Source organism: Tabrizicola piscis (assembly GCF_003940805.1).
In the GTDB taxonomy this organism is placed as follows: Bacteria; Pseudomonadota; Alphaproteobacteria; order Rhodobacterales; family Rhodobacteraceae; genus Tabrizicola; species Tabrizicola piscis.
The window spans coordinates 436,743-460,270 of record NZ_CP034328.1 but is presented as its reverse complement, the minus strand read 5'-3'; the positions used below and the strand labels follow the sequence as shown (position 1 = coordinate 460,270).

At 62.9% G+C, this 23,528-nt stretch carries 25 protein-coding genes; 10 read left to right on the top strand and 15 right to left on the bottom strand.

The window, feature by feature from the left end; all coding sequences use genetic code 11:
* Positions 1 to 245: 245 nt before the first annotated feature.
* From EI545_RS02165 to EI545_RS02155, 3 genes are all read right to left on the bottom strand, one after another.
* A complete protein-coding gene (locus tag EI545_RS02165; RefSeq protein WP_125323953.1) occupies positions 246 to 1,820 on the bottom strand; it encodes an FAD-NAD(P)-binding protein in 1,575 nt (524 codons plus the stop codon).
* A gap of 180 nt (positions 1,821 to 2,000) precedes the next feature.
* Positions 2,001 to 2,345 (bottom strand): hypothetical protein, encoded by a 345-nt coding sequence (locus EI545_RS02160; protein ID WP_125323952.1) that lies wholly within the window; start codon positions 2,343 to 2,345, stop codon positions 2,001 to 2,003.
* Positions 2,346 to 2,674: 329 nt separating this feature from the next.
* Positions 2,675 to 3,406, bottom strand: a complete 732-nt coding sequence (locus tag EI545_RS02155; RefSeq protein ID WP_125323951.1) for a Crp/Fnr family transcriptional regulator — start codon at positions 3,404 to 3,406, stop codon at positions 2,675 to 2,677.
* A gap of 188 nt (positions 3,407 to 3,594) precedes the next feature.
* Between EI545_RS02155 and EI545_RS02150 the strand changes: the two genes are divergently transcribed.
* From EI545_RS02150 to EI545_RS02140, 3 genes are all read left to right on the top strand, one after another.
* Positions 3,595 to 3,831, top strand: coding sequence for a hypothetical protein (locus tag EI545_RS02150; protein WP_125323950.1), 237 nt, complete (start codon positions 3,595 to 3,597; stop codon positions 3,829 to 3,831).
* 205 nt (positions 3,832 to 4,036) lie between these two features.
* The gene (locus EI545_RS02145; RefSeq protein ID WP_245990242.1) at positions 4,037 to 4,288 is read left to right on the top strand and encodes a hypothetical protein; all 252 of its coding nucleotides are present in this window, start codon (positions 4,037 to 4,039) and stop codon (positions 4,286 to 4,288) included.
* A gap of 55 nt (positions 4,289 to 4,343) precedes the next feature.
* Positions 4,344 to 5,078 carry a CPBP family intramembrane glutamic endopeptidase gene (locus tag EI545_RS02140; RefSeq protein ID WP_125323949.1) on the top strand — a complete coding sequence of 245 codons (735 nt, stop codon included), beginning with the start codon at positions 4,344 to 4,346 and terminating at the stop codon, positions 5,076 to 5,078.
* Positions 5,079 to 5,288: 210 nt separating this feature from the next.
* On the opposite strand, the gene EI545_RS02135 is transcribed toward EI545_RS02140, so the two are convergent.
* The gene (locus EI545_RS02135; protein WP_245990241.1) at positions 5,289 to 5,960 is read right to left on the bottom strand and encodes an MFS transporter permease; all 672 of its coding nucleotides are present in this window, start codon (positions 5,958 to 5,960) and stop codon (positions 5,289 to 5,291) included.
* Positions 5,961 to 6,454: 494 nt separating this feature from the next.
* Here EI545_RS02135 and EI545_RS02130 point away from each other — a divergent pair, with 494 nt between their 5' ends.
* Positions 6,455 to 7,207, top strand: a complete 753-nt coding sequence (locus tag EI545_RS02130) for a YciE/YciF ferroxidase family protein (RefSeq protein ID WP_125323947.1) — start codon at positions 6,455 to 6,457, stop codon at positions 7,205 to 7,207.
* 108 nt (positions 7,208 to 7,315) lie between these two features.
* Here EI545_RS02130 and EI545_RS02125 read toward each other — a convergent pair whose 3' ends face one another.
* Genes EI545_RS02125 through EI545_RS02110 form a run of 4 tightly spaced genes read right to left on the bottom strand, consistent with a single transcriptional unit; the run spans position 7,316 to position 11,561 of the window.
* The gene (locus tag EI545_RS02125; protein ID WP_125323946.1) at positions 7,316 to 8,119 is read right to left on the bottom strand and encodes an energy transducer TonB family protein; all 804 of its coding nucleotides are present in this window, start codon (positions 8,117 to 8,119) and stop codon (positions 7,316 to 7,318) included.
* Positions 8,116 to 8,523, bottom strand: coding sequence for a TonB system transport protein ExbD (gene exbD, locus EI545_RS02120; RefSeq protein WP_125323945.1), 408 nt, complete (start codon positions 8,521 to 8,523; stop codon positions 8,116 to 8,118). Before exbD ends, EI545_RS02125 begins: the two co-directional genes overlap by 4 nt.
* Positions 8,524 to 8,526: 3 nt before the next feature.
* The gene (locus tag EI545_RS02115; protein ID WP_125323944.1) at positions 8,527 to 9,429 is read right to left on the bottom strand and encodes a MotA/TolQ/ExbB proton channel family protein; all 903 of its coding nucleotides are present in this window, start codon (positions 9,427 to 9,429) and stop codon (positions 8,527 to 8,529) included.
* Positions 9,423 to 11,561 carry a TonB-dependent receptor domain-containing protein gene (locus EI545_RS02110; RefSeq protein WP_125323943.1) on the bottom strand — a complete coding sequence of 713 codons (2,139 nt, stop codon included), beginning with the start codon at positions 11,559 to 11,561 and terminating at the stop codon, positions 9,423 to 9,425. Before EI545_RS02110 ends, EI545_RS02115 begins: the two co-directional genes overlap by 7 nt.
* Positions 11,562 to 11,742: 181 nt before the next feature.
* On the opposite strand from EI545_RS02110, the gene EI545_RS02105 reads away from it, so the two are divergent.
* From EI545_RS02105 to EI545_RS02090, 4 genes are read left to right on the top strand one after another with little or no spacing between them, the layout of a single operon-like run.
* Positions 11,743 to 12,780, top strand: a complete 1,038-nt coding sequence (locus tag EI545_RS02105; protein WP_245990239.1) for a hemin-degrading factor — start codon at positions 11,743 to 11,745, stop codon at positions 12,778 to 12,780.
* Positions 12,777 to 13,610 (top strand): heme/hemin ABC transporter substrate-binding protein, encoded by an 834-nt coding sequence (locus tag EI545_RS02100; protein WP_125323941.1) that lies wholly within the window; start codon positions 12,777 to 12,779, stop codon positions 13,608 to 13,610. Before EI545_RS02105 ends, EI545_RS02100 begins: the two co-directional genes overlap by 4 nt.
* Before the next feature lie 4 nt (positions 13,611 to 13,614).
* Positions 13,615 to 14,670 (top strand): FecCD family ABC transporter permease, encoded by a 1,056-nt coding sequence (locus EI545_RS02095; protein WP_125323940.1) that lies wholly within the window; start codon positions 13,615 to 13,617, stop codon positions 14,668 to 14,670.
* Positions 14,671 to 14,672: 2 nt separating this feature from the next.
* Complete coding sequence (locus EI545_RS02090; protein ID WP_125323939.1) at positions 14,673 to 15,530, top strand: heme ABC transporter ATP-binding protein; 858 nt, start codon at positions 14,673 to 14,675, stop codon at positions 15,528 to 15,530.
* 42 nt (positions 15,531 to 15,572) lie between these two features.
* Here the strand turns inward: EI545_RS02090 and EI545_RS02085 are convergent, their stop codons facing one another.
* Positions 15,573 to 15,923, bottom strand: coding sequence for a DUF2200 domain-containing protein (locus EI545_RS02085; RefSeq protein ID WP_245990237.1), 351 nt, complete (start codon positions 15,921 to 15,923; stop codon positions 15,573 to 15,575).
* Between the two features lie 38 nt (positions 15,924 to 15,961).
* Positions 15,962 to 16,309, bottom strand: coding sequence for a DUF1428 domain-containing protein (locus EI545_RS02080; protein WP_125323937.1), 348 nt, complete (start codon positions 16,307 to 16,309; stop codon positions 15,962 to 15,964).
* Between the two features lie 927 nt (positions 16,310 to 17,236).
* On the opposite strand from EI545_RS02080, the gene EI545_RS02075 reads away from it, so the two are divergent.
* Positions 17,237 to 18,253 (top strand): peptidoglycan-binding domain-containing protein, encoded by a 1,017-nt coding sequence (locus EI545_RS02075; RefSeq protein WP_125323936.1) that lies wholly within the window; start codon positions 17,237 to 17,239, stop codon positions 18,251 to 18,253.
* Between the two features lie 75 nt (positions 18,254 to 18,328).
* Here the strand turns inward: EI545_RS02075 and EI545_RS02070 are convergent, their stop codons facing one another.
* The 5 genes from EI545_RS02070 to EI545_RS02050 form a co-directional block, all read right to left on the bottom strand.
* The gene (locus EI545_RS02070; protein WP_125323935.1) at positions 18,329 to 19,096 is read right to left on the bottom strand and encodes an ABC transporter ATP-binding protein; all 768 of its coding nucleotides are present in this window, start codon (positions 19,094 to 19,096) and stop codon (positions 18,329 to 18,331) included.
* 10 nt (positions 19,097 to 19,106) lie between these two features.
* Entirely contained in the window at positions 19,107 to 20,219 is a 1,113-nt protein-coding gene (locus tag EI545_RS02065; RefSeq protein ID WP_125323934.1) for a succinylglutamate desuccinylase/aspartoacylase family protein, read from the bottom strand.
* The gene (locus EI545_RS02060) at positions 20,212 to 20,952 is read right to left on the bottom strand and encodes an ABC transporter permease (RefSeq protein WP_125323933.1); all 741 of its coding nucleotides are present in this window, start codon (positions 20,950 to 20,952) and stop codon (positions 20,212 to 20,214) included. The genes EI545_RS02065 and EI545_RS02060 overlap by 8 nt, the downstream gene beginning before the upstream one ends.
* Entirely contained in the window at positions 20,949 to 21,638 is a 690-nt protein-coding gene (locus tag EI545_RS02055; protein ID WP_125323932.1) for an ABC transporter permease, read from the bottom strand. Before EI545_RS02055 ends, EI545_RS02060 begins: the two co-directional genes overlap by 4 nt.
* Before the next feature lie 81 nt (positions 21,639 to 21,719).
* On the bottom strand, positions 21,720 to 22,496 hold the full coding sequence (locus EI545_RS02050; protein ID WP_125323930.1) for a transporter substrate-binding domain-containing protein: 777 nt from the start codon (positions 22,494 to 22,496) through the stop codon (positions 21,720 to 21,722).
* Positions 22,497 to 22,564: 68 nt separating this feature from the next.
* Between EI545_RS02050 and EI545_RS02045 the strand changes: the two genes are divergently transcribed.
* Positions 22,565 to 23,482: a MurR/RpiR family transcriptional regulator gene (locus EI545_RS02045; protein WP_125323929.1), complete on the top strand. Its 918-nt coding sequence runs from the start codon at positions 22,565 to 22,567 to the stop codon at positions 23,480 to 23,482.
* The last annotated feature ends 46 nt before the right edge of the window (positions 23,483 to 23,528 follow it).

Below are 23,528 nucleotides of genomic sequence, written 5' to 3'. Positions count from 1 at the left end.
CGAAGCCTAGAATGGGCGAGGGGCTCGACATTGGCCACCAGATCATGAGCCAAGGATGGTTTGTGATCGAGCGCTAACTCATGAACCGCAACCTCTTCACGGGAACCCCATGATTGCTGGACAAATTCTCTCAGCCGCGTTGCTGTCTTTCGCGGCCGGATCCGCGTGGGATGCTTCTGGCCGTGGCTTGCTTGGTCCCCATGATCCGGTTCCTGCTACAATGGTTTCTGTCCTCTTCAACCGGCCTATGCCTGACGTCTCACCCGGCCAGCGGTCATGCCCTTGGCGATTTCAGCACCGATTTCGGCGCTGACGGTGATGCCCTGGACGAACGGGCGGTCGTGCATCAGGTATGGGATAGCGGCCAGCACCAGACGCCCTTCGTAGCCGGGAACTCCTGTCAGACTGTAGTCCTGCGCGCGTTCAGGGATGTCCTGCCCCGCTTTGGCCAAGGCATCGCGCAGGGACGGGAAGGGCAGGTCGGCGCTGGTCAGTGCCTTCTGGCCACGCGCGTCAATGAACACATCGAAAACATGGGTCTCGGACTGAGTTCGGATCACCGTCCGGTCAGTCTGCCTGTCCAGATCGTAATCCTTTCCCAAAGCAAGGATCGACAAGACGCCGGCATCGTGCAGGGCGAGGAGGCGGCGAATGGATTCGGACGGGACGGCGGCGTAGTTGTCGACGAAAACGGTTTTCAACCCGTCATCGAACCGTTGCCGCTCGCTGGTGCTGAGATCGGGCACAATCGCCTCAACCGTCTCGTGCATTCGTAAGAGCGCATAGCGCCATGGCACCGTGATGCGGTGTGCCTTGTTGTGTTCGACCTCTTCCAGGTTCTTCCGCGCCCAGCGGAACGGGTCCTGCACCTCGCGCGCGGCAAAGTAGGCGGCGGCGAAAGTGTCGGCCGTCAGGCCTGCAAGGCCAATCCGTTCGGCATAACCCGGGTCGGAAAGAGTTATCTCGGCCCGCATCAACTCGAACAACGCATCCAGCGGGCGGGCTTGCGCGGCGCAGTCCGCCACCGCAGCTTCGGTCATGATTTGAAGGGGTTCGTAGGGAAGTGGACAATAGAAGTCAGCTTCGGGCAGCACGCCCGTCCATGACATCAGCGTGATATGCAGGCCCTTTGCCTCGGTTTCAAAGGACAGGGCACCGCCCTTGCGCCGAAACCGGCCATGTTGATTGGCCACGGCCATGGCCGCGTCAATGGAACTCAGCGACGTGCCCATAACCCCCACTCGAACCGCAGGCACCTCGGCGTCAATCAGCCCAGACCAAGGGCTTGGGAAATAGCTGCGGGTCGCTTCGTCCGCGTCTGGGAAGTCATGGCCAGTTGCCAGTATCACCCGTTCGAAGGGCCCTTCCACTGATCCGTCTGCGGTGGTCACAAACAGGGCGCCATCTTCGGCGGTGACATCAACCACCTCGGTTTGCTCATGAATCTCCACCTGCATTCCACTGGCCAGAGCCTGATCAACCAGCACCAAAAGCTGGTCCTGAAAGTACTCTCCCAACAGAAGCCGCGGGGTGAAGTGCCGTTCGTCAAGGACGTCCGGATCAACGCCGTATGATCGCAAAAGGGATTCCGGCTGATCCTCAAGCCAGTCAAGGTAGGTGGTGGTGATGGGTGGGATCTCGATACTGGCTATGTTTGCCAGCATCGATTTGCTTGAGACTTCCGGCGAATAGGGCATGCCGAGGCCGATCTTCTCGCCCTTTTCGAACAGGGTTATCTCTCCTTCGGGCGCCGCCTCCAGTAGCCTTTGGAAAGCATAAATGCCTGTTGGACCAGTACCGACAATCGCTATACGGCCCACGCGGTACCCTCCATGTATGTCGAAGATAGAACGCTACAAGCGGCTAGCAGTTCCCAGTCGTCTCGTCGATGTAGCAATGCGCGGTGCAGCTACCTCGACGTCACGCAAGCGCGAATTTGAAATCAGTGGCACAGGCGGATTTTGCAGCTATTGCGCCACGACCAAATGGTTTGCCCCGGCTTACCTCAGATGGGAAACCCGGCGTGTACGGATTACCTCCAGAACCTCGCCCGTCGGTGTCTCAACGCGGTAAACCACGCCGTTCATCGCATAGTATAACCAGTTTCCATCGATGGGCTTCAGGTTGTACCGCATCGGGTCCATCAACAATGAGCGGCTTTCTATCGGGAAGCGGTCACCAATGGCATATGCTTGGACACTTGGCTCCGGCGTCAAGACCTTGCGCACCTGTGGTCCTTCAGTGGCGGAGGCGATGCACACTGACTTGACGATGGACCCGCATTCTTGGGCCGAAACAGGAAGCACGAATGCTGTTGCCAGAAGTGGAGCGATCAGGAAACGCATTTGGTCCTCGCATCTGTTCAGGACGCAAACTCCGAAGGCAACGGCGCGGTTCCCAGTCCAACACCTTGTCCAAGCTTTAGGCGCAGCCTTCATCCAATTGGCTTCCTCCCATTCGATCAGATGTCTTTCGCAAACAAGCAGTGACCCTAACATAGATCAGTGATGCGAAGTTGTGCCCGTGCAAGACACTCGCATCGCGTGCAATCAGTATGCGCGATTGAAGTAGTGAGTTCTGTGAGGGCTGGACGAGTCCTGGCTGTCACCGGCCATCCTTTTGGTGGACCCTCCGGCCCTCACCATTTTCGCGTTTGGGGCAGTATCGAGAGGCGCTATGCCAGCAGGGGGCCTTCATGGTCGAGATAGGCGCGGTCGAAACCCGCCAGATCGACCAGCCCATCGTAGTTGTCAAACACCACGCGGCCATTCTTGAAGGTGCAAAGCCCCTCGTCGCGCAGTTGCCGCAGAACCCGGTTGACGTGGACCGCACTTAGCCCCAGGGCGTCGGCCAGCATGTACTGCGAAAGCGGGCAGTCATAGTCCAAACGGTCCGCTAGTCCCACAAGGCGCAGGCGTGCGTAGAGTTCGAGCAGGAAATGGGCCATCCGCTCGATCGCGTCACGACGCCCCAGGCCGACCAGGTGCTCAACGACCATCGCCTCGTCGCGCGATGCGGCCCACAATACAGCTGTGGCCAGCCTCGGGGTGCGCTGGAAAGCACTTAGCAAATCGCTCGCCGTCAATTCGGAAGCATCCACCCGGGTTATGGGCTGTATGTTGTGATCGGATGTCCGGAACAGCACTGACCGCAATCCAAGAAAGTCGCCAGGTATCTGAAAATCAACGATCTGACGCTCGCCCGTCTTCAGCAACTTATAGGAACAGGCCCAGCCCGTGGCCATCACATAAGCAGATTGGTTCGTTTGCCCTTCGAAGATCATGTCCTTCCGCGGGACAAACCGGCGACGTCTGCGGAAGAGGTCGGACAGAACGCCAAGATCACTGTTGGATAACGCCACAAACGCACCCAGCTTGCGGGCCAGAGGGCTGTCGTGTGTTTTCATGAGCGCCTTTCATAGGGCTTACTCAGCCGGCCGAATCTACGGTTGGAAAAACAAAGCCTATCGTGAATACGCTCAACCATGCTGACCCATATCAGGAACGACGTGAAATTTTCTGATATTCTTCATGCGAGGCGGCGTAGCAGCTTTGCGGGAATTTCTCGCGTGCATAGCCTCAAGAAGGAACGCGTATGAACCCCTCTGCAAATGTTGCCGGACTGGCCGCCCTCACGATCTGTGAGGCTTTGCTGCTGGCCCTGAATGACCACGATATCCTGCCCGAGGGTGAGATCATGGGACTTCTTCGCGATGCTGCCGATTCCCACGCGAATGCGCCGGAAGCGTCAGACGCATCCCATCCCCATGCCGAGGTGGCTGCTTTGATCAACAAGATCATCGCTGGCGGTAACTCGGTGCGGCGCACTTAGCAGAAAATCGATTGATTGACCTTCAGAAATCCAAACGCGCGCAAGGGCGCAGCAAGTGGATTTCGGCTTGAAGGTAAACCGCCTCAGTTTGCCCAAAGGCTTCCCCATCGACCACGTCCGGACCGGCCCGGCAATCAGCCGCCTTGGGGTGAGGCTCAATCCATTCGCGCACTCACTGTAGATCGGCCAAGGTGGCGGAAAAAGGTTGGATTCCAATGGCGTTTTCTCCGCCAGTTCCCCTGGTGAAAGTGTCAACCCGATCCGATTTCCGGAAGACGTGAGAACGGCGATTGCCTTCCGTGAGGCGACGGCTCCGACCTTCATCGAAGTGGTCAGCGCAGCGCTCCTGCGCGACGGGTTGGGTGTCCAGATGTTCTTGACGCACAACGGGCAAAACATGACCATCTGCCAGACGGACAACAGCGGCACAGTGAAAGCGCTCTATGCTTATCATTGATCGTCTTCGCAGGGGCGCGGCCGCCCTTGCGTCCTTCCCGAAAGGCTGGCCTATCGTGACCGAGACCCCCGATTATCCATACTATGCTGGTGAGCCCACTTTACTGGGCGCAAGGCAATGGCTGATCCTGATGGCCGCTTTGGCGCTGGGATTTGCTGGCTTGGTCCTGATCCCTTTGGGAACCTTCCCACTTGATCTTGTCCCGGCGCTTTTGTTCCTGGGCATACCCCTTTTGGCACTGCGGTGGGTGGCGGGCCCGCACTGGGCCGCCCTTTTCCGTCCGGTGGGGTTTCGTCAGGTCGGGCAGATGGTGCTTTTCGCTGTGCTGACGCTTGCGGGCTCCATGGCGGTGGCGCTTATCCTCAAGCAATTCGTCAGTTTCAGCGACAATCCGGTGTCATTGCAGGTCGGCGAGATGACGGCCCTGGAGCTTGCCGGGCGCCTGATCCCGACCATTCCGCAACTGATCGGAGAAGAATTGTTCGGCATACTGCCGTTCCTTGCGGTCCTGTGGCTGTGCATCACGCGTCTCGGTCTGTCGCGCCGCACCGGGATCGCGATTGCTTTGGTGATTTCGGCACTGATCTTCGGTGCGGCGCATTTGCCGACCTATGACTGGAACTTTGGCCAGGCACTGATCGGGATTGGATCAGCCAGGATTTTCCTGACCCTTGCCTTCATTGCTACGCGAAATCTCTGGGTTTCGTCCGGCGCGCATATCCTGAACGACTGGACCGGGTTCCTGTTTGCCTTCGCTCTCGGCCATGCCCCGATCGACACGGAGAGCTGAGGATCAGTCACGGCCCGTTCGCCTGACTCCGCCTCGGACCTTGGGCGGCATCGCCCCGACTTCTTGGCGGGGTGGTCCTCCTTGGTGCGGTGATCGGCCTGAGTGGTCATTGCATCTACTGACGCCTTAGTCGGCACGTACCGGACAACGGCTATAGTGCCCCCGATGATGCGACCGGGATGCTTGCGATGGATCCGCCCTGAGCCAACTTCAACTGGCTACTGTTGTCACCGACCCGCTGAGCAGGGACAACAGGAAAGTTCCGATGAAGCATACCGCGCCGACGAGGATGGCCAGGATCGTCTGACCGATCGCCTTTACCGTCGTCGTATTGCGATGAACCTTGAAGCCGCGTGTAAGTGCAGTGGCGTACCAGATCAGCCCGACCAGAAACACGGCTGCCGCTACAGGTTCTGCCCACGAAAACTTGGCATTTCCCAACATGATTGCGACGTCCGCCGCAAGCACGAACGGCACAGTGACATAGCATTGGGCATAGAACATCGGTCGTAAAGTCTTGCGGCTTAGGGTTTGTTCGGACAGCCGAACGTGCTGCAACCCCAGAAAAAGCGGGAAGAGGCTGAAGGCGACAGCGCGCAGGATCAGTAGATTGCGCTGATCCGCCAGCACACCTTCGAAGACCGCGGCATTGTGGAACACGCTGGTCTGGACCGTATGCGCAAGCATCAGTGTCAGGAATAGAAAAATCGGCGGGCTAAGGTTGTTGGCGAATTGATCTTCAGGCGGGCGGGTCAGCTCCTTCTCGGCGTAGGCGATCATGGCAAGCGGGCGCATGATGCAGCGCCAGAAGGTCAGGGGGTAGAAAACGAGCCAGGACACGACCTCGTAAAGCAGCTGTTCCGCCGAGCGGAGAAGGTTCATGAAATCCATTTGCCGCCTTTCATCCACCCCAGACGATCTTAGCCACGGACATGCCCAACGCAATGTCTAGAGACCGGACAGCCTCGCCATTGAAAGTGGTGCAGTCGGACGAGACGACCGCTCGCTGTCCGCCTTTTGCCGACCAGCATCTGCCGTGCCGGGCGGCCGGGCCGTGACAGGTTGATCCCCTTCCGAAAGGGTCAACGCATCGTCGATCTCGACGCACGGTGCTGTCCATCGCAGATCAGCGCTTGACTGTCGGGTTCATGGCGCTGGCGGCCAAGGCCGGGCGCGACTCCATCTTGCAGCGAACGAAAGACGTATCGCCGGGGGCAAAAGCCCGTCCCTACCTCGCCAACCCAGTGGCAGCCAAACCTCTATCCTTTCCGTCCACCATCTGCATCCACCCAAGACTTTGAACACCTGGTGGGCAATCAAAGTGGAACTTTCGCCCGATTTAAGCGTTGGGGTACGAATAGACAGGAGTGTGTCTGATGCCTATGGAAAATATCCCCCAAGAGCCGCCCGTCCGCAGTGTCGCGGAAGAAACGCTTATCGCCAACCTGCGCAATGCGCATGCGTTGGAAAAGCAGGTCATCGCGGTCCTGAAACCACAATTGGGCTTGCTGGTCGACTATCCCGACCTGCAGGCGAAGATCACCCAGCATATTGCGGAAAGCCGCCAGCAAGCCAATCGCCTTCAGACGGCTCTGGAAGCCTGTGGCAGCTCGACATCCATGGTGAAGGATGCGTTGCTCAGTGTGATGGGGCTTGGACAATCCTCGGTGCAAGGCTTCAGTTCCGACGCGGTGCTCAAGGCTATCGTGGCCGACATGATGACCGAACATCTGGAAATTGCGACCTATCGCACGTTGATCGTCCTGGCAGAGATGGCAGGGAAATCAGAGATTTGCCCTGCGCTGGAGGCATCGCTGCAGGAAGAGGAGGCGATGGCCGAGTGGTTCAGCCAAAACCTTGAGCAGCTTACCCGGCGGTATATTGAACTGGAGGCCGCAAAGGTTCTTGCGGCCGAACTTGCAGAGCAGGAAAGGGCCCGGAAGCGAGAGGAAATGGCTGCAGAAAAGCGGTCAGCTGATGCAGACGGCGTTCCGCGGCCAAACCCTGCGGCAGATCCGTTTTCAAGAGGACCCTCAGACCCCGCACCGGCACCGAACGCATCTCGCGAGAGCGACGCCGCAGGGGATGTGGAACTGAAACGGCCGCCAACAGGCGTCAGCGGGCCTTAAGACCGTTGACCGCTGTGAAGGCTGCTGGTTCTTGTCACTGACGAACTGGCACCGATCCGCGGTGTCGGAGGGCCTTTCGACGACGCGGGTGGCCGACAGTGGTGTGGGCTACCGCCCAACAAACTCGAACGAGAAGCTGCGACCAGCTCCTTCAGGTGCTGCAGGAAACGGTGCAGAGCGGCGGATGTGGTCGAGGGCAGTCTGGTCGAGACTTTCGCTGCCCGAGCCTTGCAGCACCTTCGCTGAGACGAGGGCGCCGTCCGGTGCAAGCGTAAAGCCGATAACGACCGTGCCGCGCCCCGCGCCGGGCTTCTTCCGCGTGGCGTGAACTTTCTTCAGGACCGCTTTAGCATACGCGGCAGGGGACATCGTTCCCCCCGTCTTGGCCTTCGTCGCAGGGCTTGTGGCGTTGGCTCCGGCAGTGCCAGCGTTTGCCTTGACAGTCGTCGCTGTCTTCTCTCGGACGGGTTGCTTCTCGAACGGTTCCGCTTCTTCCGCAGCCCCGTCTGCCAGACGTTCAGGCCGCGGGCGGGGTCTTGTTGACGCAGGCTCGGGCGCGTCGGGGGGCGGCGGCAGAGCGATGTCGGTCGAGACCGCGACATCAGGCGCAGGAAGGGAAACGGCAGCTGCCGCAGCCGTTTCGGGTGGCACAATCGGTGCGGGCAGAGCGGTCTTCTCGATCACGTCTTCCGGGGTCTCTGGCAGCGGCGGTGCGTTGACCACAGTCGGGGCCGCCTCGGCAACCGCGGCGATGCTGGGGGCCGTGGGGGGAAGCTGGCCGAGATCAAGGATCAGCACGGGTGGCGGTCGATCCGCCGCAAGGGCAAGCGCCGCCGCCCCGGCCAGAAGCGCAACCGCCCCGGCACCCGCCAGCGCCCAGCCTGCCAGCCGACGACCGCGCGGCGCAATCACGGCGCGCCGTCCAATCCGACCAGCGCAACCTTCAGGTAACCGGCCCCCCGCAGCGCATCTAGCAAGGCCATCAGCGCCCCATAGTCGATTGTGCGGTCGGCCCGCAGGAAGATCGGCGTTTCGCGGTCCCCAGCTGTGCGGGCGTCCAGCATCGGGCCAAGCGCCCCGGCAGCGACTGGCTTTTGGTCCAGCAGAAGGCTGCGCTCGGCCGTCAGCGTCAGCCACACCGGATTTTCCGGCCGGTCGGTCGCGGTGGCGGCGGACCCGGGCAGGTTCACAGGGACATCGACAGTGGACAAAGGGGCCGCCACCATGAACACGATCAGAAGGACAAGGATCACGTCGATGAACGGTGTGACGTTGATCTCGCTCAACTCGTCGTCATCGCCCAGCCGTAGCGCCATAGGTCACACCCCCGTCCGGGCAGGCGTCATGCGCGCGTCCAGCTCATGGCTGAACCGGCGGAGAAGTTCCGCGGTACCATCGGCAAGGCGGTGCCGGAACGTGGCGATGCGGCGCATGATGCGGTTGTAAAGCAGCACTGCCGGGATCGCCGCCGCAAGGCCTATGCCGGTGGCAAGCAGAGCCTCGGCAATGCCTGGGGCCACGACGACGAGACTGGTGGTCTTCGCAGCGGCGATGGCAAGAAAGCTGTTCATGATCCCGAATACCGTGCCGAACAGCCCCACAAAGGGCGCGACCGCCCCGATTGAGGCAAGCAGCCCCGTGCCCGAGCGCAGGCGCTGGACGGCGCGCGCCTCGATCCGGTCAAGCGCAAGATCCAGCCGTTCGCGCGCCGAGGCGCGGAGGTCAGTGGTCAGAACCCGGGGCAGGGCGGCCATCTCGCCCTGCACGGCGCGCGCCGCTTCGGCAAGCGGGCAATTGTTCGGCAGGGCAAGAAGCCCGCTGCCCGCCGTAAGCCCGGCACCTGCCCGCCGCAGCCGCGAGAAGGCCAGCGAGAACTCGACCGCCTTGAAGAGGAAGACCGTCAGCACCGCGACCACCGCCAGCGCCAGAAGCCCCATCACCGCCTGCACGACCCAGTGCGCTTTCAGGACAAGGCCAAGAAGGTCGGTGTCGACCGGCTCATTGGCTGTCGCCTCTGGTAGGGGGTCGGCCGTCGCCGCCGGCAAAGGCTCGGCGGGAGGCGTGGCCCAAAGGCCCGGAAGCTGCGGTACTGCGTCGGTCTCGGCCGCCAGAGTGCCCAGATCCGGCGCTTCGCTGTGGACGGCGGGCGGGTTGTCTACCGCCTGCGCAAGGGCCGCTCCGGCTAGGCAAAGCCAGACGGCAATGACGGCCAGCTTTACCATGTGACGCTCTTGCTGACCGAAAGCTTCGCATTCAGACCGGGCGCATTTTCCCGCATCAGGCTGGGTTTGTAGGTCGCGTCAAACACGTTCTCGACGGTGAGGTTGACGGCGAACCCCTCCAGTACGCCGGTGGATGGCCCCCAGGTGACGAAAAGGTCATGCGTGTCGAAGCTGTCTGACGAGCCGATCGCATTCACGGTGTCGGTGCCGGTCGTGTAGTTGGTGATGCCGTCGTAGTAATAGGCCTTCCAGCCCAGCGTCAGGCCACGGTCCGGCAGCTTTGCCCCCAAGGTCAGCGCCACGTTCGCAGCCGGTGTGTCCTGCAGCTGACGCCCGGTTCCGCCGTCTCGCGATTTGACATTGCTGTAGGCCATGCTGGCGAACCACCAATCCGCGTCGTAGGAGGCTTCAAGTTCGCCACCCCAGATCTTGGCGCTGCGGACGTTGGCGAAGCGGGGGGCGCCTGCACCGGCGTCGGTGTTGGAGATGATGAGGTTGGTCAGGTCATTGTGGAAGAAGGTGGTCTTGAGAAGCAGACTGTCCCCGTCGGCCAAAAGCCCCTCGCGCTGGAAGGTGGCCCCCAGTTCGACCGTCCGGGCCTCTTCCTTTTCAAGGTTGAGGCTGGGGGTCTGGCCGTTCTCGGCCGAGTAAAGCTCGTCCAGCGTTGGCATCCGTTCGGTGCTGGCCAGCGTGCCGAAGACCGAGACGGCATCCGAAAGCTTGTACATCATGGACAACTTGGCCGACAGGGCGCTGTCCTCGACCGAAGTGCCGCCGGCGGCAATCGTGGCGGCGGAAGGTGTCCGGTCACCGAAATCCACGCGCAGGCCCGGGATCAAGGTCAACCGGTCGTTCCAGACGAATTCGCCCTGCGCGTAAAGCCCAAGCCTTTCGTCCCTGCCTTCCGGGTGGAACCCCAGCGGGCCGACGATTGACGTCGCAGTCCGTTCCTGCCGCGAAAGCTGCAGGCCGGTGGTCAGGTAATTCTCCCAGGCGCCGGTCGAGAGGTCGGCCAGGTTTTCGATCTTCAGGCTTGTCGTCTCATAGCCGTAATCGCTGTCGCACAGCACCGCGCTGCGACCGGGCGCGCAGGCAAAGGCAAGCGAGAAGTCGCGCTTGGAGGTATCGGTCTTGCCGTAGGAAAGCTGCACCGTCAGGTCGATAAGGTCGTTCGCGGCCACACCGTGGTGCCAGGTGGCGGTCAGCGTGTCATCAAGGACCGAAAGATCATGCGTGCCGAAGCCCGCCGTACCGGTGGTCTGGTCGACCGGACCATCGTTCAGGAAGCCATCGGTGCGGGCGAAGGACAGGGTCAGGTCCTGATCCCCATCGTCGCCCAATGTCCACTTGCCCTTCAACAGCGCCGAGGTGGTCTCGACATCCCCCGCCTCCAGCCGGGTGCCACTGCCATCCTCCATCGCGTTGTCGGTGGATGCGTTGAGCGCTGCAAGAAACTCGGCATTGCCCGCGCGGTGGGCGGAAATCACGCCAATGCCGGTGCCTTCGCCGTTTGTCGCGTAGGAGCCTTTGAAACGCAGCGCCGTTGTTTCGCCCTCGGCCAGAAAGTCGCTTGCGTCCTTGGTGGTGAAGGCGACGACCCCGCCGATGGTACCCGATCCGTAAAGCGTGCTGGAGGCCGGGCCGCGCAGGATTTCCACCCGCTTGAAAAGCTCAGGGTCGGCGAAGAAGCTGCCCAGCCGATAAGCCTCGAAGAACTTTGGCGCACCGTCGACGACCACCTTGATACGCTCCTCCGAGGCGGTCTGTTCCGTGTTGCCGATCCCCCGGATGTTGAACGCCTGACCCATCGGGCGCGAGGTGGCCCCCGCCGCCTGCGCCCCCGGCACGCCTTTCAGGATGTCGCCAATGCTGCCGGCCTGCTTGCGGTCAAGGTCTTCCTGCTCCAGCGCGGTGACCGCCTGCGGGGTATCGATCGCCACCCTTGCGGTGCCGGTACCGAAGATGATCCGGCCCAGCATCTGGAACACGCCCTCGGCCTGATCCTGCGCGGCGGCTGGGGATGCGCCCAGCGCAAGGATTGTCACGGTGGAAAGAAGGCACGCGCGTGGTGCTGGCAGGCGGATCGACATGGTGGCCCCTTCAAGGCTTGGGTCTGCGGAAGGGCTGGCCATTGCCGGATCGGCTAAGCTGGCGGCAGAAGATTCTGACTTGCGCTGTCTGGATTTGCCTTCTAGAGAATCCTGAGTAGAACTGTCAAGTATCCGTCGCTGCTGTTTTGTGACGGAAGATCATAGCGCCCCAGCTTCCCGCCAGAGATGCGCGTCCCCTTTTGAACCACAAGGATGGATGCCCATGGCCAAGCCCGGCCCCGACCAGATCCGCGCCCTTCGCGCCGAAAACCCCAAACTCCGCGCCCGTGATTTCGCCGCGCAGCACGCCATCACCGAGGCCGATCTGGTCGCCGCCCATGTCGGCCACGGGGCCACGGCGATTGTGGCTGACCCGGACCGTCTGTTGCCTTGGGTCGGACGGCTGGGCGAGGTCATGGCGTTGACCCGGAACGACCATTGCGTGCATGAGCGGATCGGCAGCTACCTTGACTACCGCACGGGTGCCTTTGCGGCGATGGTGCTGGGGCCAGAGATCGACCTGCGGGTCTTTGGCAAGCACTGGGTCCACGCCTTCGCGGTGGAGGAGTTGGGCGAGGATGGCCCGAAACGCAGCCTGCAAGTCTTCGATGCGGCGGGCGACGCGGTTCACAAGGTCCACCTTAAACCGCAATCTAACCATGCGCTGTGGGGCGATCTGATCGGCAACATGCGGCTGGCCGATCAGGCGCGGACCTTGACCCTCAGCCTCCGCCGCCCGGCCGAGGCCGCCCGCGCCGACAGTCTTGGTGCGCCTGCCTTGCGCAGCGCGTGGGACAGAATGACCGACACGCACCAGTTTTTTGGGATGGTGAAGGACCACGGCATGAACCGGCTAGGGGCCTACCGCATTGCGGGCGCGCCTTATGTCGACCGGCTGGAGCCGGAGGCCGTCACCCAGACGCTGACCCGTGCCGCCGAAGGCCGGGTTCCGGTGATGATCTTCGTCGGCAACGCTGGGTGCATCCAGATCCACGGCGGGCCAATCGAGCGGATCACCCCCATGGGCCCCTGGATCAACGTGATGGACCCGCGCTTCAACCTCCATCTCCGCGCCGACCGGATCGCTGAAGTCTACCGCGTCTGGAAACCGACCCGCACCGGCGATGTGTTCAGCGTCGAGGCTTTCGCGGCTGATGGCGAGTTGATCCTGCAAATCTTCGGCTACCGCAAGAACACTCTGGCCCAGCCATGGATCGACCTGACCCGGGCCCTCCCGCTGCTCGAAAGGGTGCCGGCATGATCCGCGCCTTCTGTCTTTCTCTTGCCCTCGCCCATCCGGCCTGCGCCGAAGATGCGATGCGGCTTGTCACTCTTGGTGGCTCCGTTACCGAAATTGCCGTGGCCCTCGGGGCAGGCGACAGCCTCATCGCCCGCGACAGCACCTCGAACTGGCCGGAAAGCGTGCTGGACTTGCCGGACGTAGGCTATATCCGCGCGCTTTCGCCCGAGAATGTGCTGGCGCTTGACCCCGGCCTGATCGTGGCCGAAGGCGATGCCGGCCCGCCCGAGACGGTGGATGTGCTGAAGGCCGCTGGCATTCCCTTTGTCCTTGTACCCGAGGCGACCGATCCGCAGGGCGTCATCGCCAAGATCGAAGCGGTTGCCGGGGCGCTTGGTCTGCCAAGGGAAGGCAAGGCCCTGGCTGAAAAGACCAGCGCGGGGCTCAAGGCCGCCGAAGCCCGCGCCGCAAGCGTGGCCCAGCCAAAGCGGGTGCTGTTCATCCTGTCGCTGCAAGGCGGCCGCGTCATGGCCGCAGGCGCGGGGACCGAGGCTGAAGGGATCATCCGTCTTGCAGGTGCAATAAACGCCGCAGCCGGCTTTCAGGGGTACAAGCCCATGACGGACGAGGCGGTTCTGGCGGCCCGGCCGGATGCCATCCTGATGATGGACCGCGAGGGTGACCTTGCAATCGGCGACAGCGATATCATGGCCCAACCCGCGCTGGCCGAGACGCCGGCCGCCAAGTCCGGCAGCGTGATACGAATGGACGGGATGCTGCTGCTAGGCTTCGGCCCGCGCACGCCCGAAGCAGCGCAGGCGCTGCACGCCGCACTTTACGGAAACGGCTAGCAGGATGTTGTCCCTTACATCGGACCGGTCCATATCGCGCCGACATCCTGCAAGCCTGACGCTTGCCCTTGCCGGGCTGGTCGCCGCCGCAGCGATCCTGTCGCTGACCACTGGTGCGGCGGGCCTTGGCCTTGGCGACCTTGCGGCTGGCCTATTTGGCGACGGCCTGTCGACCCGTGATCGCGTGGTCCTCTACGACATCCGCCTTCCGCGCTTGGCGATGGGGTTGGCGGTTGGCGCAGCGCTTGCCGTGTCAGGTGTCCTGTTGCAGGGCCTGTTCCACAACCCCTTGGCTGACCCCGGTATCGTTGGCGTCAGCGCCGGCGCGGGGCTTGGTGCGGTGCTGGCAATCGTCCTTGGCGGCCTTATGCCCGCTGGGCTTGCGGGGCTGTTCGGCTCGTGGCTCGTTCCCGCCGCTGCCGGGCTTGGCGGCTGGGCAACGACGCTGCTGCTTTACCGCGTGGCCACCACCGGCAAGCGGACGGAAGTGGCCACGATGTTGCTGGCCGGCATCGCGCTGTCGGCCCTGGCCGGCGCGGCGACCGGAGTGCTGACCTATATCGCCGATGACCGTCAGTTGCGTGACTTGACGTTCTGGGGCATGGGCTCCCTCGCCGGGGCGACCTGGGCCAAGCTTGCCGCGGCTGCCCCGCTGATCGGCGCAGCACTTATGCTCTCTATGCGGCTGGCGCGTGGGCTGAATGCTTTGGCGCTGGGCGAGGCGCAGGCGGCGCATATGGGAACGGATGTGCAGCGGCTGAAGGGGTGGGCGATCTTTGCCACCGCCGCCGCTGCCGGGGCGTCCGTAGCGGTGTCTGGCGGTATCGGGTTCATCGGCCTTGTCGTCCCGCATCTGCTTCGTCAGGCGCAGGGCCCTGACCACCGCCACCTTCTGCCAAACGCAGCCCTTCTGGGCGCAGCGCTGCTTGTGCTGGCCGACCTCGTCTCTCGCAGCATCGTCGCCCCGGCAGAACTGCCGCTCGGGATCATCACAGCCTTGATCGGCGCGCCCGTGTTTCTGTGGATGCTGTTGCACAATACCCAACTGAAAGGGCGCTAGGGATGCTGGAGATTGAAGATCTGCACGTTCGGCTCGGCCGCCGTACGGTCCTGGACGGCATCAGCCTTCAGGCGCGGGCGGGCGAGGTGCTGGCGATCTGCGGCGCGAACGGTGCGGGGAAAAGCACATTGCTGAAGGCGGTGCTGGGCGAGGTTCCGGCGACAGGCCGGGTGCGGCTGAACGGATACAACGTGGCCCAAACCCGCCTGTCCGATCTTGCCCGGATCCGCGCGGTCTTGCCGCAAGACACCGAGGTCGCCTTCACCTTCACCTTGGGTGAGATCGTGGCAATGGGGTTGGAAGCCGGGGACTTCTTCGACCGCCCGGAAGTCCTGACCGAAGCGCTGCACGCTGTGGGTCTGGCCGGGCACACGGATCATACATTCCACACCTTGTCGGGCGGAGAACGCCAGCGCGGCCAACTGGCCCGCGCTCTGGCACAGGTTTGGGGCCCGGTTGGACCGCAGGGTCCGCGCTGGCTTCTCCTCGACGAGCCGGTCGCGAGCCTCGACCTGGGCCACCAGCTTCAGGTGATGCGTCTCGCGCGCGGGTTCGCGGATGCAGGGGGCGGCGTGGTTGCGGTGATGCACGACCTGAACCTTTCAGCGATGTTCGCCGACCGCATCGCATTTTTGATCGATGGCCGACTTTCGGCTATCGGTCCGCCATCGATTGTCCTGACGCCTCACCTTCTTGAGCGCGCCTACGGGTGCCGGATCGCCTTGAACGGCATTCCGACGAAGGAACCATGGATCCTTCCGCAGACCTGCGAAGCCTCGGCTGGCGATGGCGGTCACAATGTGCTTTCCATCTATCCGCTTTCCGCAGACTCAAGAACAGACAGCCGGTTTCCCACCTGAATTCAGACCCGCACCGTAGCTCTGACAGCACCATTCCGAACATCATGCAGACCGCAGAATCCTCTCCATCGCTTTCCCCTTTGCCAACTCGTCAATCAGTTTGTCGAGATACCTGATTTCGCGCATGGTAGGGTCCGCAACCGTCTCCACGCGGACTCCACAGACCACACCGGTGATCAAGCTTCTGGCCGGGTTCATGCGCGGCGCCTCGGCGAAGAATGTTTGAAAGTCCGTGTCGGTGGCGAGCACCGCATCAAGGGTGCGTTGCGAGTGGCCGGTCAGCCAGCAGATGACTTCATCCACCTCAGCCCTGCTTCGGCCCTTGCGTTCCGCCTTGGCCACATAGTGCGGGTAGACACTTGCAAAGCTGGTCGTGACGATCCTGTGCGCCATGATATCGCGTGCCTTGTGCTGTATTCCTGCAGACGGCTTCAGCCTTCCTGCAGGATTGGCACGAAGCCGCCATAGACCATTCTCTTGCCGTCGAATGGCATCTCAACGCCTTCGGTCATCTCGGATTCGAGCGCAGCATAAGCCTTGTTTCGCGTCTCCTTGTCGGGCCAAGTCATCCAGCAGAAAACAACTGTCTCATCGTCCAGTAGGTCAACCGCCCGCCGAAAATCGGTCTGCTTTCCGGCCGGCACATCGTCGCCCCATCCGACGACAATCGACAACGCGCCGTGCTTTTGGAACGATGGCCACCAGTGGGCCTCGTGGTCGCGGTAAGTCTCGCGATCGGTGGTGCGTACAGGGATGAGAAATCCATCGATGTAATTCATGGTGTGCTCCTCCTCTTCAGGCCAGTGTCGGCCAACGCTCACGCGGCGTCAAAGGTTCCAAGCCCTTTGGTTTGGGGACAGCAACCGAACTGCTGCAATCGACAGGTAGGGCAGCCTAGCGTTCGCCTGCCTCAGATTGACCCGCGTCGCGCCGGAAACAAGCCTTCACCCGTCCACATTGCGAACAGATTTTCTGATCAGGCTTTACAACCATTGGGGCAGGTGGTCCGCCGACCGCACGCTTGGATTGATTGCAGAGGAGAATGCCTGTGACCGACCTTACAGCCCACGAGAACGCGTTCAGCCCAGCGGCGCAGCACGCAACTGATGAGAGAACCGCTTACGCGACCGGCTACAGCGAAGGATTCGCTAGTGGCCTTATCTCTGACGCACAGGCCCCCGCAGCGCTGATCCAGACAAGCTTCGACCATCCGGCTTATCTCAGTGGCTACGCTGACGGCAAAGCTGACGCCGCTGAGTGCAGGGTTTAACGACCGGTCGGACCCCTTCTGACGGTGTTGGCACTGGAAATCGGTTTGCCGGGGCTGAGCGTCGTCCATACGCTTTCCCCATTACCGCGTCGGAGCGCCACCTCCGGCATCGCAACACCGACAAGCACACTCACGCCGCCGCGCGCAGACTGGCGCGGCCTTCTCTCAGCCTTATCATTCGGTAGGGCTGCAGGAACGGAGACTGGTTTGCAGTCCTCTGTCAGGACCGGCGCTGGAGTTGCAGGCAGGTGCAAGGCCTTATCACAAGAGTCAGCATGATCCCATCACCGTTCCGGAAGATGATAGCGGTTGTGGGCATCACAAGAGCAGCCTGACGAAAGCCGCCATCCCGCAGGGACGTGGTGCAACCAAACTATAGGTTCGTGCGTTGATCAAAGTGGCTGCCCATCGAGGCTACCCTTTGAAAGGACTTTCCATGCGCAATTTCACTTTGCCACTGGTGCTTGCGGCCTGCGTTGGCGTGTCGGTGCCAGCTGCCGCTCAGTCCAATCTCGAAGAGATTCTCGGTGGTCTGGCGCAGGGACTGGTTCAGCAGGAGCAGGACCGCGCTGCGTATATCGCCGCCCAAAGTGCCAACACGGTCACTGGCTATCGCAATTATCTGTCACGGTACCCCAAGGGCGCCTACCGCACCAATGCCGAAAAGGCGCTGGCCCGGCTGGGCGCTCCCGTCGCCGGTTCGACTGCGGCGGCCGCACAAGCAGAAGCGCGGCTTGGCATCACCTACGGCCAAAGGGTGTCCGTGCAACGGGAACTGACGCGGCTTGGCTTCCAGACCTACGGCGCCGACGGCGTCTGGGGCAAGAACACCCGGAACGCGATTGCGACCTGGCAATCCAACGGCGGGGAAACGGCGACCGGATATGTGACCGAGGCGCAATTGCGGGTGCTCCTGAGGACCGGCACGGTTCTCGACCCGCCGGACGACACGCCTCCCACGGGAACGCTTGGTGGGGCGGAGGTCGAGGCCGCACTGGGCCTGACTCGTACCCAACGGATCACGATCCAGCGGCAGCTGACCGCCCTTGGCTATGACGCCGGAGTGGCGGATGGTCTTTGGGGCAGCAACACGCGGACGGCAATCCGGGCCTGGCAGAAGGCAAACAAGAAGACGCAAAGCGGCTACATGACGGCGGCGCAGGTTCGGCTGATCGCCGATCAGGCGGGAAGCACGGTAACACCAACGCCCACACCCGACACGAGCCCGACGGCGGTGATGGAAGAGCGCCTTCTGGGCCTGACCTTGGCCGAAAGAACCGACATCCAGCGCCGCCTGACCCGGCTTGGCTACAACACCTACGGGTCAGACGGCACCTTCGGCGGCAACACCCGCCGGGCCATTGCCGCTTGGCAGGCGGATGAGGGGGCGACGATCACCGGTTATCTGTCGGCGGATCAGGTGCGCCTGATCCGGACCGAGACGGGGGGGTGATACCCTACGAGGGTATTACCCCTCAGCAGAAGCGTCACAGGGCGACAGCGAGCGATGTTCAGAGTGCCAGAGCTCTCATGCAGCCTGCGCTGCAAGGAAGGCCCGCAGCCGGTCAGTTTGCGGGTTCTGCAACACATCGCGCGGGCTGCCCTCTTCGCCGATGACGCCTTCGTTCAGGAACACCACCTTGTTGGCGACGTCGCGGGCGAAGTTCATCTCATGCGTCACGACGATCATCGTACGGCCCTCTTCCGCAAGACTGCGCATGACGCGCAGCACTTCGCCCACCAGTTCGGGGTCAAGCGCGCTGGTCGGTTCATCGAACAGCATCAGCTCGGGTTCCATGGCCAGCGCCCGGGCGATGGCGACGCGCTGCTGCTCGCCGCCCGAAAGGAAACCGGGATAGGCGTCCTTGCGGTGCGACAGGCCGACGCGGGCAAGGTAGGCCTGCGCGCGCTCAGCCGCTTCGGCGCGGGAAAGGCCTTTTACCCGGATCGGCCCCAGCATCACGTTCTCCTGCGCGGTCATGTGGGACCAGAGGTTGAACTGCTGGAACACCATCGTCACCCGGGCGCGGTAGTGGCGGAGGGTTGCCTCGTCCGCCACGATCAGGTCACCGGCCCGGTCCTTGCGGCAGTCCAGCGGGACGCCCTCCATCGCGATGGTGCCGGAGGTGGGGCGTTCCAGAAAGTTCAGGCAGCGCAGGAAAGTGCTTTTCCCCGACCCGGAGGAGCCTATCATCGAAATCACGTCGCCCTTGTGGGCCGTCAGGGTGATGCCTTTCAGAACCTCAACGGCGCCGAAGGACTTGCGGATATGGGTCGCGGTCAGCATGGCAGTCATTTGTGGTCCCTCAGGGGCTGAGAAGTGGGCCGTGGCGGAAGGCATGGGCCCCGGCGATCTTGCCCAGCCGCTTGCCCACCTCGGCGATGCGGGTGGCGGGGCGGGCGAAGAAGACGCCAGACGTCCCGGCGCACACGGGATGCACTGTGCCGCTCAGCGGATCGGTGATTTCCGCGACGGTCTGGCCTGCGGTGACCTGATCGCCCAGACTGACGGAGTAGGACAAAAGACCCGCTACCGGGGCGATCAGCGCCTCGGACCCGGCGAGGGGGGTCGGTTCGCAGGCCGGCGCGGGAAGGTTGACCGCTCCTTCGACCACGCCAAGGTGGTGCAGGTAGTCGAGGATCGCCTCTGCATCATGCGCGGCAAGCGAGCGGCTGACATCGGCGCGGCCGCGCAGTTCCAGCGTGCAACTGGCGCAGGCCGGGGGGATGGGGTGATCGGGAAAGCGTTGGGCGAGGTCAAGCCAAGGCCGGACCACCGCCTCGTCAAAGGGATTGCCGCCCGACACCTCGGCCACCAGAAGCGCGCGGCAACCGGTCAGCGCCGCCAAGGGGCGCATCGCGTCAAGCGAGGTAGGCTGGGTGTAAAGATGCACCTCTGCCTCGCCGTCGCAATGCAGGTCCAGGACCACATCCGCCGGGATCGCCAGCCGCAGCAGGGCATGGCGCAGGGCATCGGCCGGATCGACAGGGGGGGAGTCCACCAAGGCCGCCAGAAGTGCGTCACGGACCAAGGCCGTGTTGCGGGCTGCATCCGGGCCAAGCCGCCCCTTCAGATGCACCGCCGCCGCCTCGGCCAGATCCGGGAACGCCCGGTTGAAGTTGCGCCCGTCATAGAGGTCGAAGCGCCCGGTGATGTCGCCATGGATGAATTGCCCAAGGCCCATGGGATTGGCCGCGGGGAGTACGGTCACGTGGCCGACAAGCCGCCCTGCCGCCTCTTCTTCGGCCAGACGGTCGGCGAGCATCCGGGCCGTCAGCATGCCCGGCCCTTCGTCGGCATGCAGACCGCCTTGCACATGCACATGCGGCCGGGCCTTGCGGTCACCGAAGGAGGCCCAAGTCAGGCTGTGGGTCGTGCCGGGGCCGCGACCGGCGAATGTCAGGGTGTTGTCAGGCATTGGCAGGCGCTTTGTCGGTTCGTGGAATTGCAGGGGCCGCGCTGGCTGCGGGATCAAGGTGGCGCAGGTAGTGCTTTTCCAGCATCTTGAACCCGCGCGTCAGGATCAGGGTCAGCACAAGGTAGAACACCGCCGCCATGCCGAAGCTTTCTGGCACCACAAGGTAGTTGGTATAGACGTCCCGCGCCACGCGCAGGATTTCCACGATGGTTACGGTGCTGGCCAAGGCGGTTGCATGCATCATCTGCACGATCTCATTGCCGTATTGCGGCAGGGCGCGGCGCCAGGCCCCGGGCCAGAACACATCGCGGAACACTTGGAACCGGCTGAGGCCAAGCGCCCGCGCGGCCTCGATCTCGCCCATCGGGGTGGCGCGGATCGCGCCTGCAAACATCTCGGTCGTGTAGGCGGTGGTGTTGAGCGTGAAGGCCAGCCACGCACAGACCCAGGGGCTGCGCAGATAGGGCCATAGCGCGCTGTCGCGGATTAGCTCGAACTGCGGCAGGCCGTAGTAGATTATGAACAGTTGCACCAGCAGCGGCGTGCCCCGGATGACATAGGTGAACAGCCAGACCGGCGTGCGCAGCCAAAGGTTGTCCGATGCCCGGGCGACAGACAGCGGGATCGACAGCACCAACCCTGCCGCGACCGAAATCACCAAAAGGATCAGGGTGATCTGCAAGCCTTCAAGAAAGGCGGGAAAGGTCTCGACAATGATCGACCAGTTGATCACCGCGCCACCTCGCGCCGCACACCGCGGGAAAAGCGCCGTTCCAGCGCGGTCAGGGCGAGGATCGAGACGGTGGTGACGGCCAGATAGATCGCCCCGGTCAAGGCGTAGAAGGTGAACGGCTCGCGCGTGGCGGCCGAGGCAAGGCCTGCACGGTGGACCATGTCGTCCAGCCCGATGATCGACACCAGTGCCGTGGCCTTGAGCATCACCAGCCAGTTGTTGGTGAACCCCGGAATGGCATGGCGCACCATCTGCGGCAGGACGATGAAGCGCACGACCTGCATCCGGCTAAGGCCACAAGCATGCCCCGCCTCGATCTGACCGCGCGGGATCGCCATGATGGCGCCCCGGAAAGTCTCGGTCAGATAAGCCCCGAAGACAAAGCCCAAGGTCAGCGTGCCGGCCAGGAAGGGGTTGATGTCGATGTAGCCCCAGCCCTGCGCATCGGCGAGCCGGTTGAGCATGATCTGGCCGCCATAGAAGACGCAAAGCATCAGCAGGATATCCGGCAGCGACCGCACGACAGTGGTATAAGTGGTGGCCCCCCAGCGCAGCCCGGGCGAGGCGGACAGTTTGGCCAGCGCACCTACCATGCCAAAGACGCACGCCACCAGCAGCGACACCGAGGCGACAGACAGGGTCACCCCCAGCCCGTCAAGGATCATCGGCAGATATCCGTGAAACATGCCGCCCTCCAAGACAAGACTGGCCCAAGAAATGACGCCGGCCCGCAAGCGCCCTTGCGCTGCGGGCCGGCAAGTATCGCCTTACTGCGAGACCGCCTGCGGGCGGACATCGAAGTCGAAGTACTGGTCCGCGATGGTGGCGTAGGTTCCATCCGCCATCAGCTCGGCCAGCGCCGCGTTGATCTTGCCCTTCAGCTCTTCCTCACCCTTGCGCAGCGCGATACCGACGCCGCCATCGGTGCTTTGCGTCAAGGAAATCGGCTCTCCCACCTGGGCGAAACCTTCGCCCTCGGGCGTCTTCAGAAAGCTTTCCGCCGACACGACCGAAGAGCCGAAGGCGATGTCGCCGCGTCCCGAGGCAAGCTCCAGATAGACGGCGGTTTCCTTGTCGACGAGCAGCGTGTCGCTTTCAGGGTAGTTTGCGGCAATGTAATCAGCGCGCGGGCTGTTGCGCAGCACGATGATGGTCTTGCCGTTCAAGTCTTCCGGGGTATAGCCAGAGAAGGCGCCTTCCTTGGCGATGAAACGCGAGGGCACATCATAGTAGGGATCGGAAAAATCCACGGCCTCCTTGCGCTTTTCGGTGATGGTCATCGAAGCGACGATGATGTCGAACTTCTTCGCGTTCAGCGCCGGGATCATGCCGTCCCATTCCTGCTGGACCATCTCGCAGGTCACGTCCATCCGCTCGCACAGGGCATTGGCGATATCGATGTCAAAGCCCGAAAGCGTGCCATCGGCGGCGACCAGGCTGAAGGGCGGATAGTTGCCCTCGACTCCGATCCGCAGGGTATCGGCATGGGCGGCAATGGTGCTGAGGAGCAGAGCGGCAACTGTGGTCGCAAACTTGAAGCGCATGAATGGAACTCTCCCGTTGGGTTTTCATTGGGCTTGACGATGGCAATTCATTTTCACACAGTCAATAGGTGAAAAAAATAATGTCACCCTCGCCGAATTCCTGGTCTGCTGATGCCGACCGCAGATTCATCTCGTCCCCGCTTGGTCAGCAGGTTCTTGCGCTGCTGTCATCGGGTTCGCCGTCGCAGAAAAGCCTGTCGGAATTCGTGCTGCGCGATCCGGTGTTCATGGCAACGCATGGGATCGAGGAGGTTGCCCGCCAGTCGGGGATTTCGCCAAGCACGATAAGCCGTTACGTGCGGGACCTTGGGTTGGCGGGCTACGCCGAATTCCGCACCGCAGTAGGCGAAACTGTGCATGCGCTGATCGCCCCGGTGACCAAGCTGGGCGCCCGTCTGGCCGAGGTCGACCCCGAGCGGGGCGCGGCCGAGGCCAGCCTTGCCTCGGCACTGCGCAGTCTGGAAGGGCTCACAGATCCGTCAACCGCCACCATGATCCGCGCCGCCGCGCTGCGCCTTAAAGAGGCACGGTATGTCTGGGTGATGGGGTTCGGCCTCTCCGCCCATCTGGCGGCGATTCTGTCACTGGGCCTGCAGCCCTACCGTGACGGGGTCGTGAACGTGGTGCAGTTTGGCGGCACCGAGAATGCGGCCGGCCGTCTGATGGGGGCGGGGGCAGGCGACGTCGTAGTGACCCTGGCCTTCCCGCGTTATTCGGCCGACGTGACCGAGCTTGCCCGGATCGCACGCAAGGCCGGCGCGCGGATCATCTCCATCACTGACTCCATGGCGTCTCCCCTTGCGGCGGTCACGGATGACCTCCTCCTGACCCCCGCACCACATCCGCTGTTCTCCTCCTCCTCGCTGCCCGCGCTTGCAGTGATCGAGGCGTTGGTATCCGAATTTCTGGTGTCCGACCCGGCCCATGTGGAGCGCGCCAGCCGACTGGCTGCGTCGCTTGCGGCCTATATCGCCTCGCAGCCGTAAGTTCAGGTCGCGCTTGTCAGGCACGGACTGCCCCGGAGGTGGGAAA

Excerpts from the sequence above, each read along its gene's own strand:
- EI545_RS02155 (WP_125323951.1), bottom strand. The coding sequence starts at position 3,406 with ATGAAAACACACGACAGCCCTCTGGCCCGCAAGCTGGGTGCGTTTGTG.
- EI545_RS02055 (WP_125323932.1), bottom strand. The coding sequence starts at position 21,638 with ATGTTTCACGGATATCTGCCGATGATCCTTGACGGGCTGGGGGTGACC.
- EI545_RS02150 (WP_125323950.1), top strand. The coding sequence starts at position 3,595 with ATGAACCCCTCTGCAAATGTTGCCGGACTGGCCGCCCTCACGATCTGT.
- EI545_RS02100 (WP_125323941.1), top strand. The coding sequence starts at position 12,777 with ATGATCCGCGCCTTCTGTCTTTCTCTTGCCCTCGCCCATCCGGCCTGC.
- EI545_RS02065 (WP_125323934.1), bottom strand. The coding sequence starts at position 20,219 with ATGCCTGACAACACCCTGACATTCGCCGGTCGCGGCCCCGGCACGACC.
- EI545_RS02090 (WP_125323939.1), top strand. The coding sequence starts at position 14,673 with ATGCTGGAGATTGAAGATCTGCACGTTCGGCTCGGCCGCCGTACGGTC.
- EI545_RS02080 (WP_125323937.1), bottom strand. The coding sequence starts at position 16,309 with ATGAATTACATCGATGGATTTCTCATCCCTGTACGCACCACCGATCGC.
- EI545_RS02135 (WP_245990241.1), bottom strand. The coding sequence starts at position 5,960 with ATGAACCTTCTCCGCTCGGCGGAACAGCTGCTTTACGAGGTCGTGTCC.
- EI545_RS02110 (WP_125323943.1), bottom strand. The coding sequence starts at position 11,561 with ATGGCCAGCCCTTCCGCAGACCCAAGCCTTGAAGGGGCCACCATGTCG.
- EI545_RS02050 (WP_125323930.1), bottom strand. The coding sequence starts at position 22,496 with ATGCGCTTCAAGTTTGCGACCACAGTTGCCGCTCTGCTCCTCAGCACC.
- EI545_RS02095 (WP_125323940.1), top strand. The coding sequence starts at position 13,615 with ATGTTGTCCCTTACATCGGACCGGTCCATATCGCGCCGACATCCTGCA.
- EI545_RS02070 (WP_125323935.1), bottom strand. The coding sequence starts at position 19,096 with ATGACTGCCATGCTGACCGCGACCCATATCCGCAAGTCCTTCGGCGCC.
- exbD (WP_125323945.1), bottom strand. The coding sequence starts at position 8,523 with ATGGCGCTACGGCTGGGCGATGACGACGAGTTGAGCGAGATCAACGTC.
- EI545_RS02105 (WP_245990239.1), top strand. The coding sequence starts at position 11,743 with ATGGCCAAGCCCGGCCCCGACCAGATCCGCGCCCTTCGCGCCGAAAAC.
- EI545_RS02160 (WP_125323952.1), bottom strand. The coding sequence starts at position 2,345 with ATGCGTTTCCTGATCGCTCCACTTCTGGCAACAGCATTCGTGCTTCCT.
- EI545_RS02115 (WP_125323944.1), bottom strand. The coding sequence starts at position 9,429 with ATGGTAAAGCTGGCCGTCATTGCCGTCTGGCTTTGCCTAGCCGGAGCG.
- EI545_RS02085 (WP_245990237.1), bottom strand. The coding sequence starts at position 15,923 with ATGGCGCACAGGATCGTCACGACCAGCTTTGCAAGTGTCTACCCGCAC.
- EI545_RS02075 (WP_125323936.1), top strand. The coding sequence starts at position 17,237 with ATGCGCAATTTCACTTTGCCACTGGTGCTTGCGGCCTGCGTTGGCGTG.
- EI545_RS02130 (WP_125323947.1), top strand. The coding sequence starts at position 6,455 with ATGCCTATGGAAAATATCCCCCAAGAGCCGCCCGTCCGCAGTGTCGCG.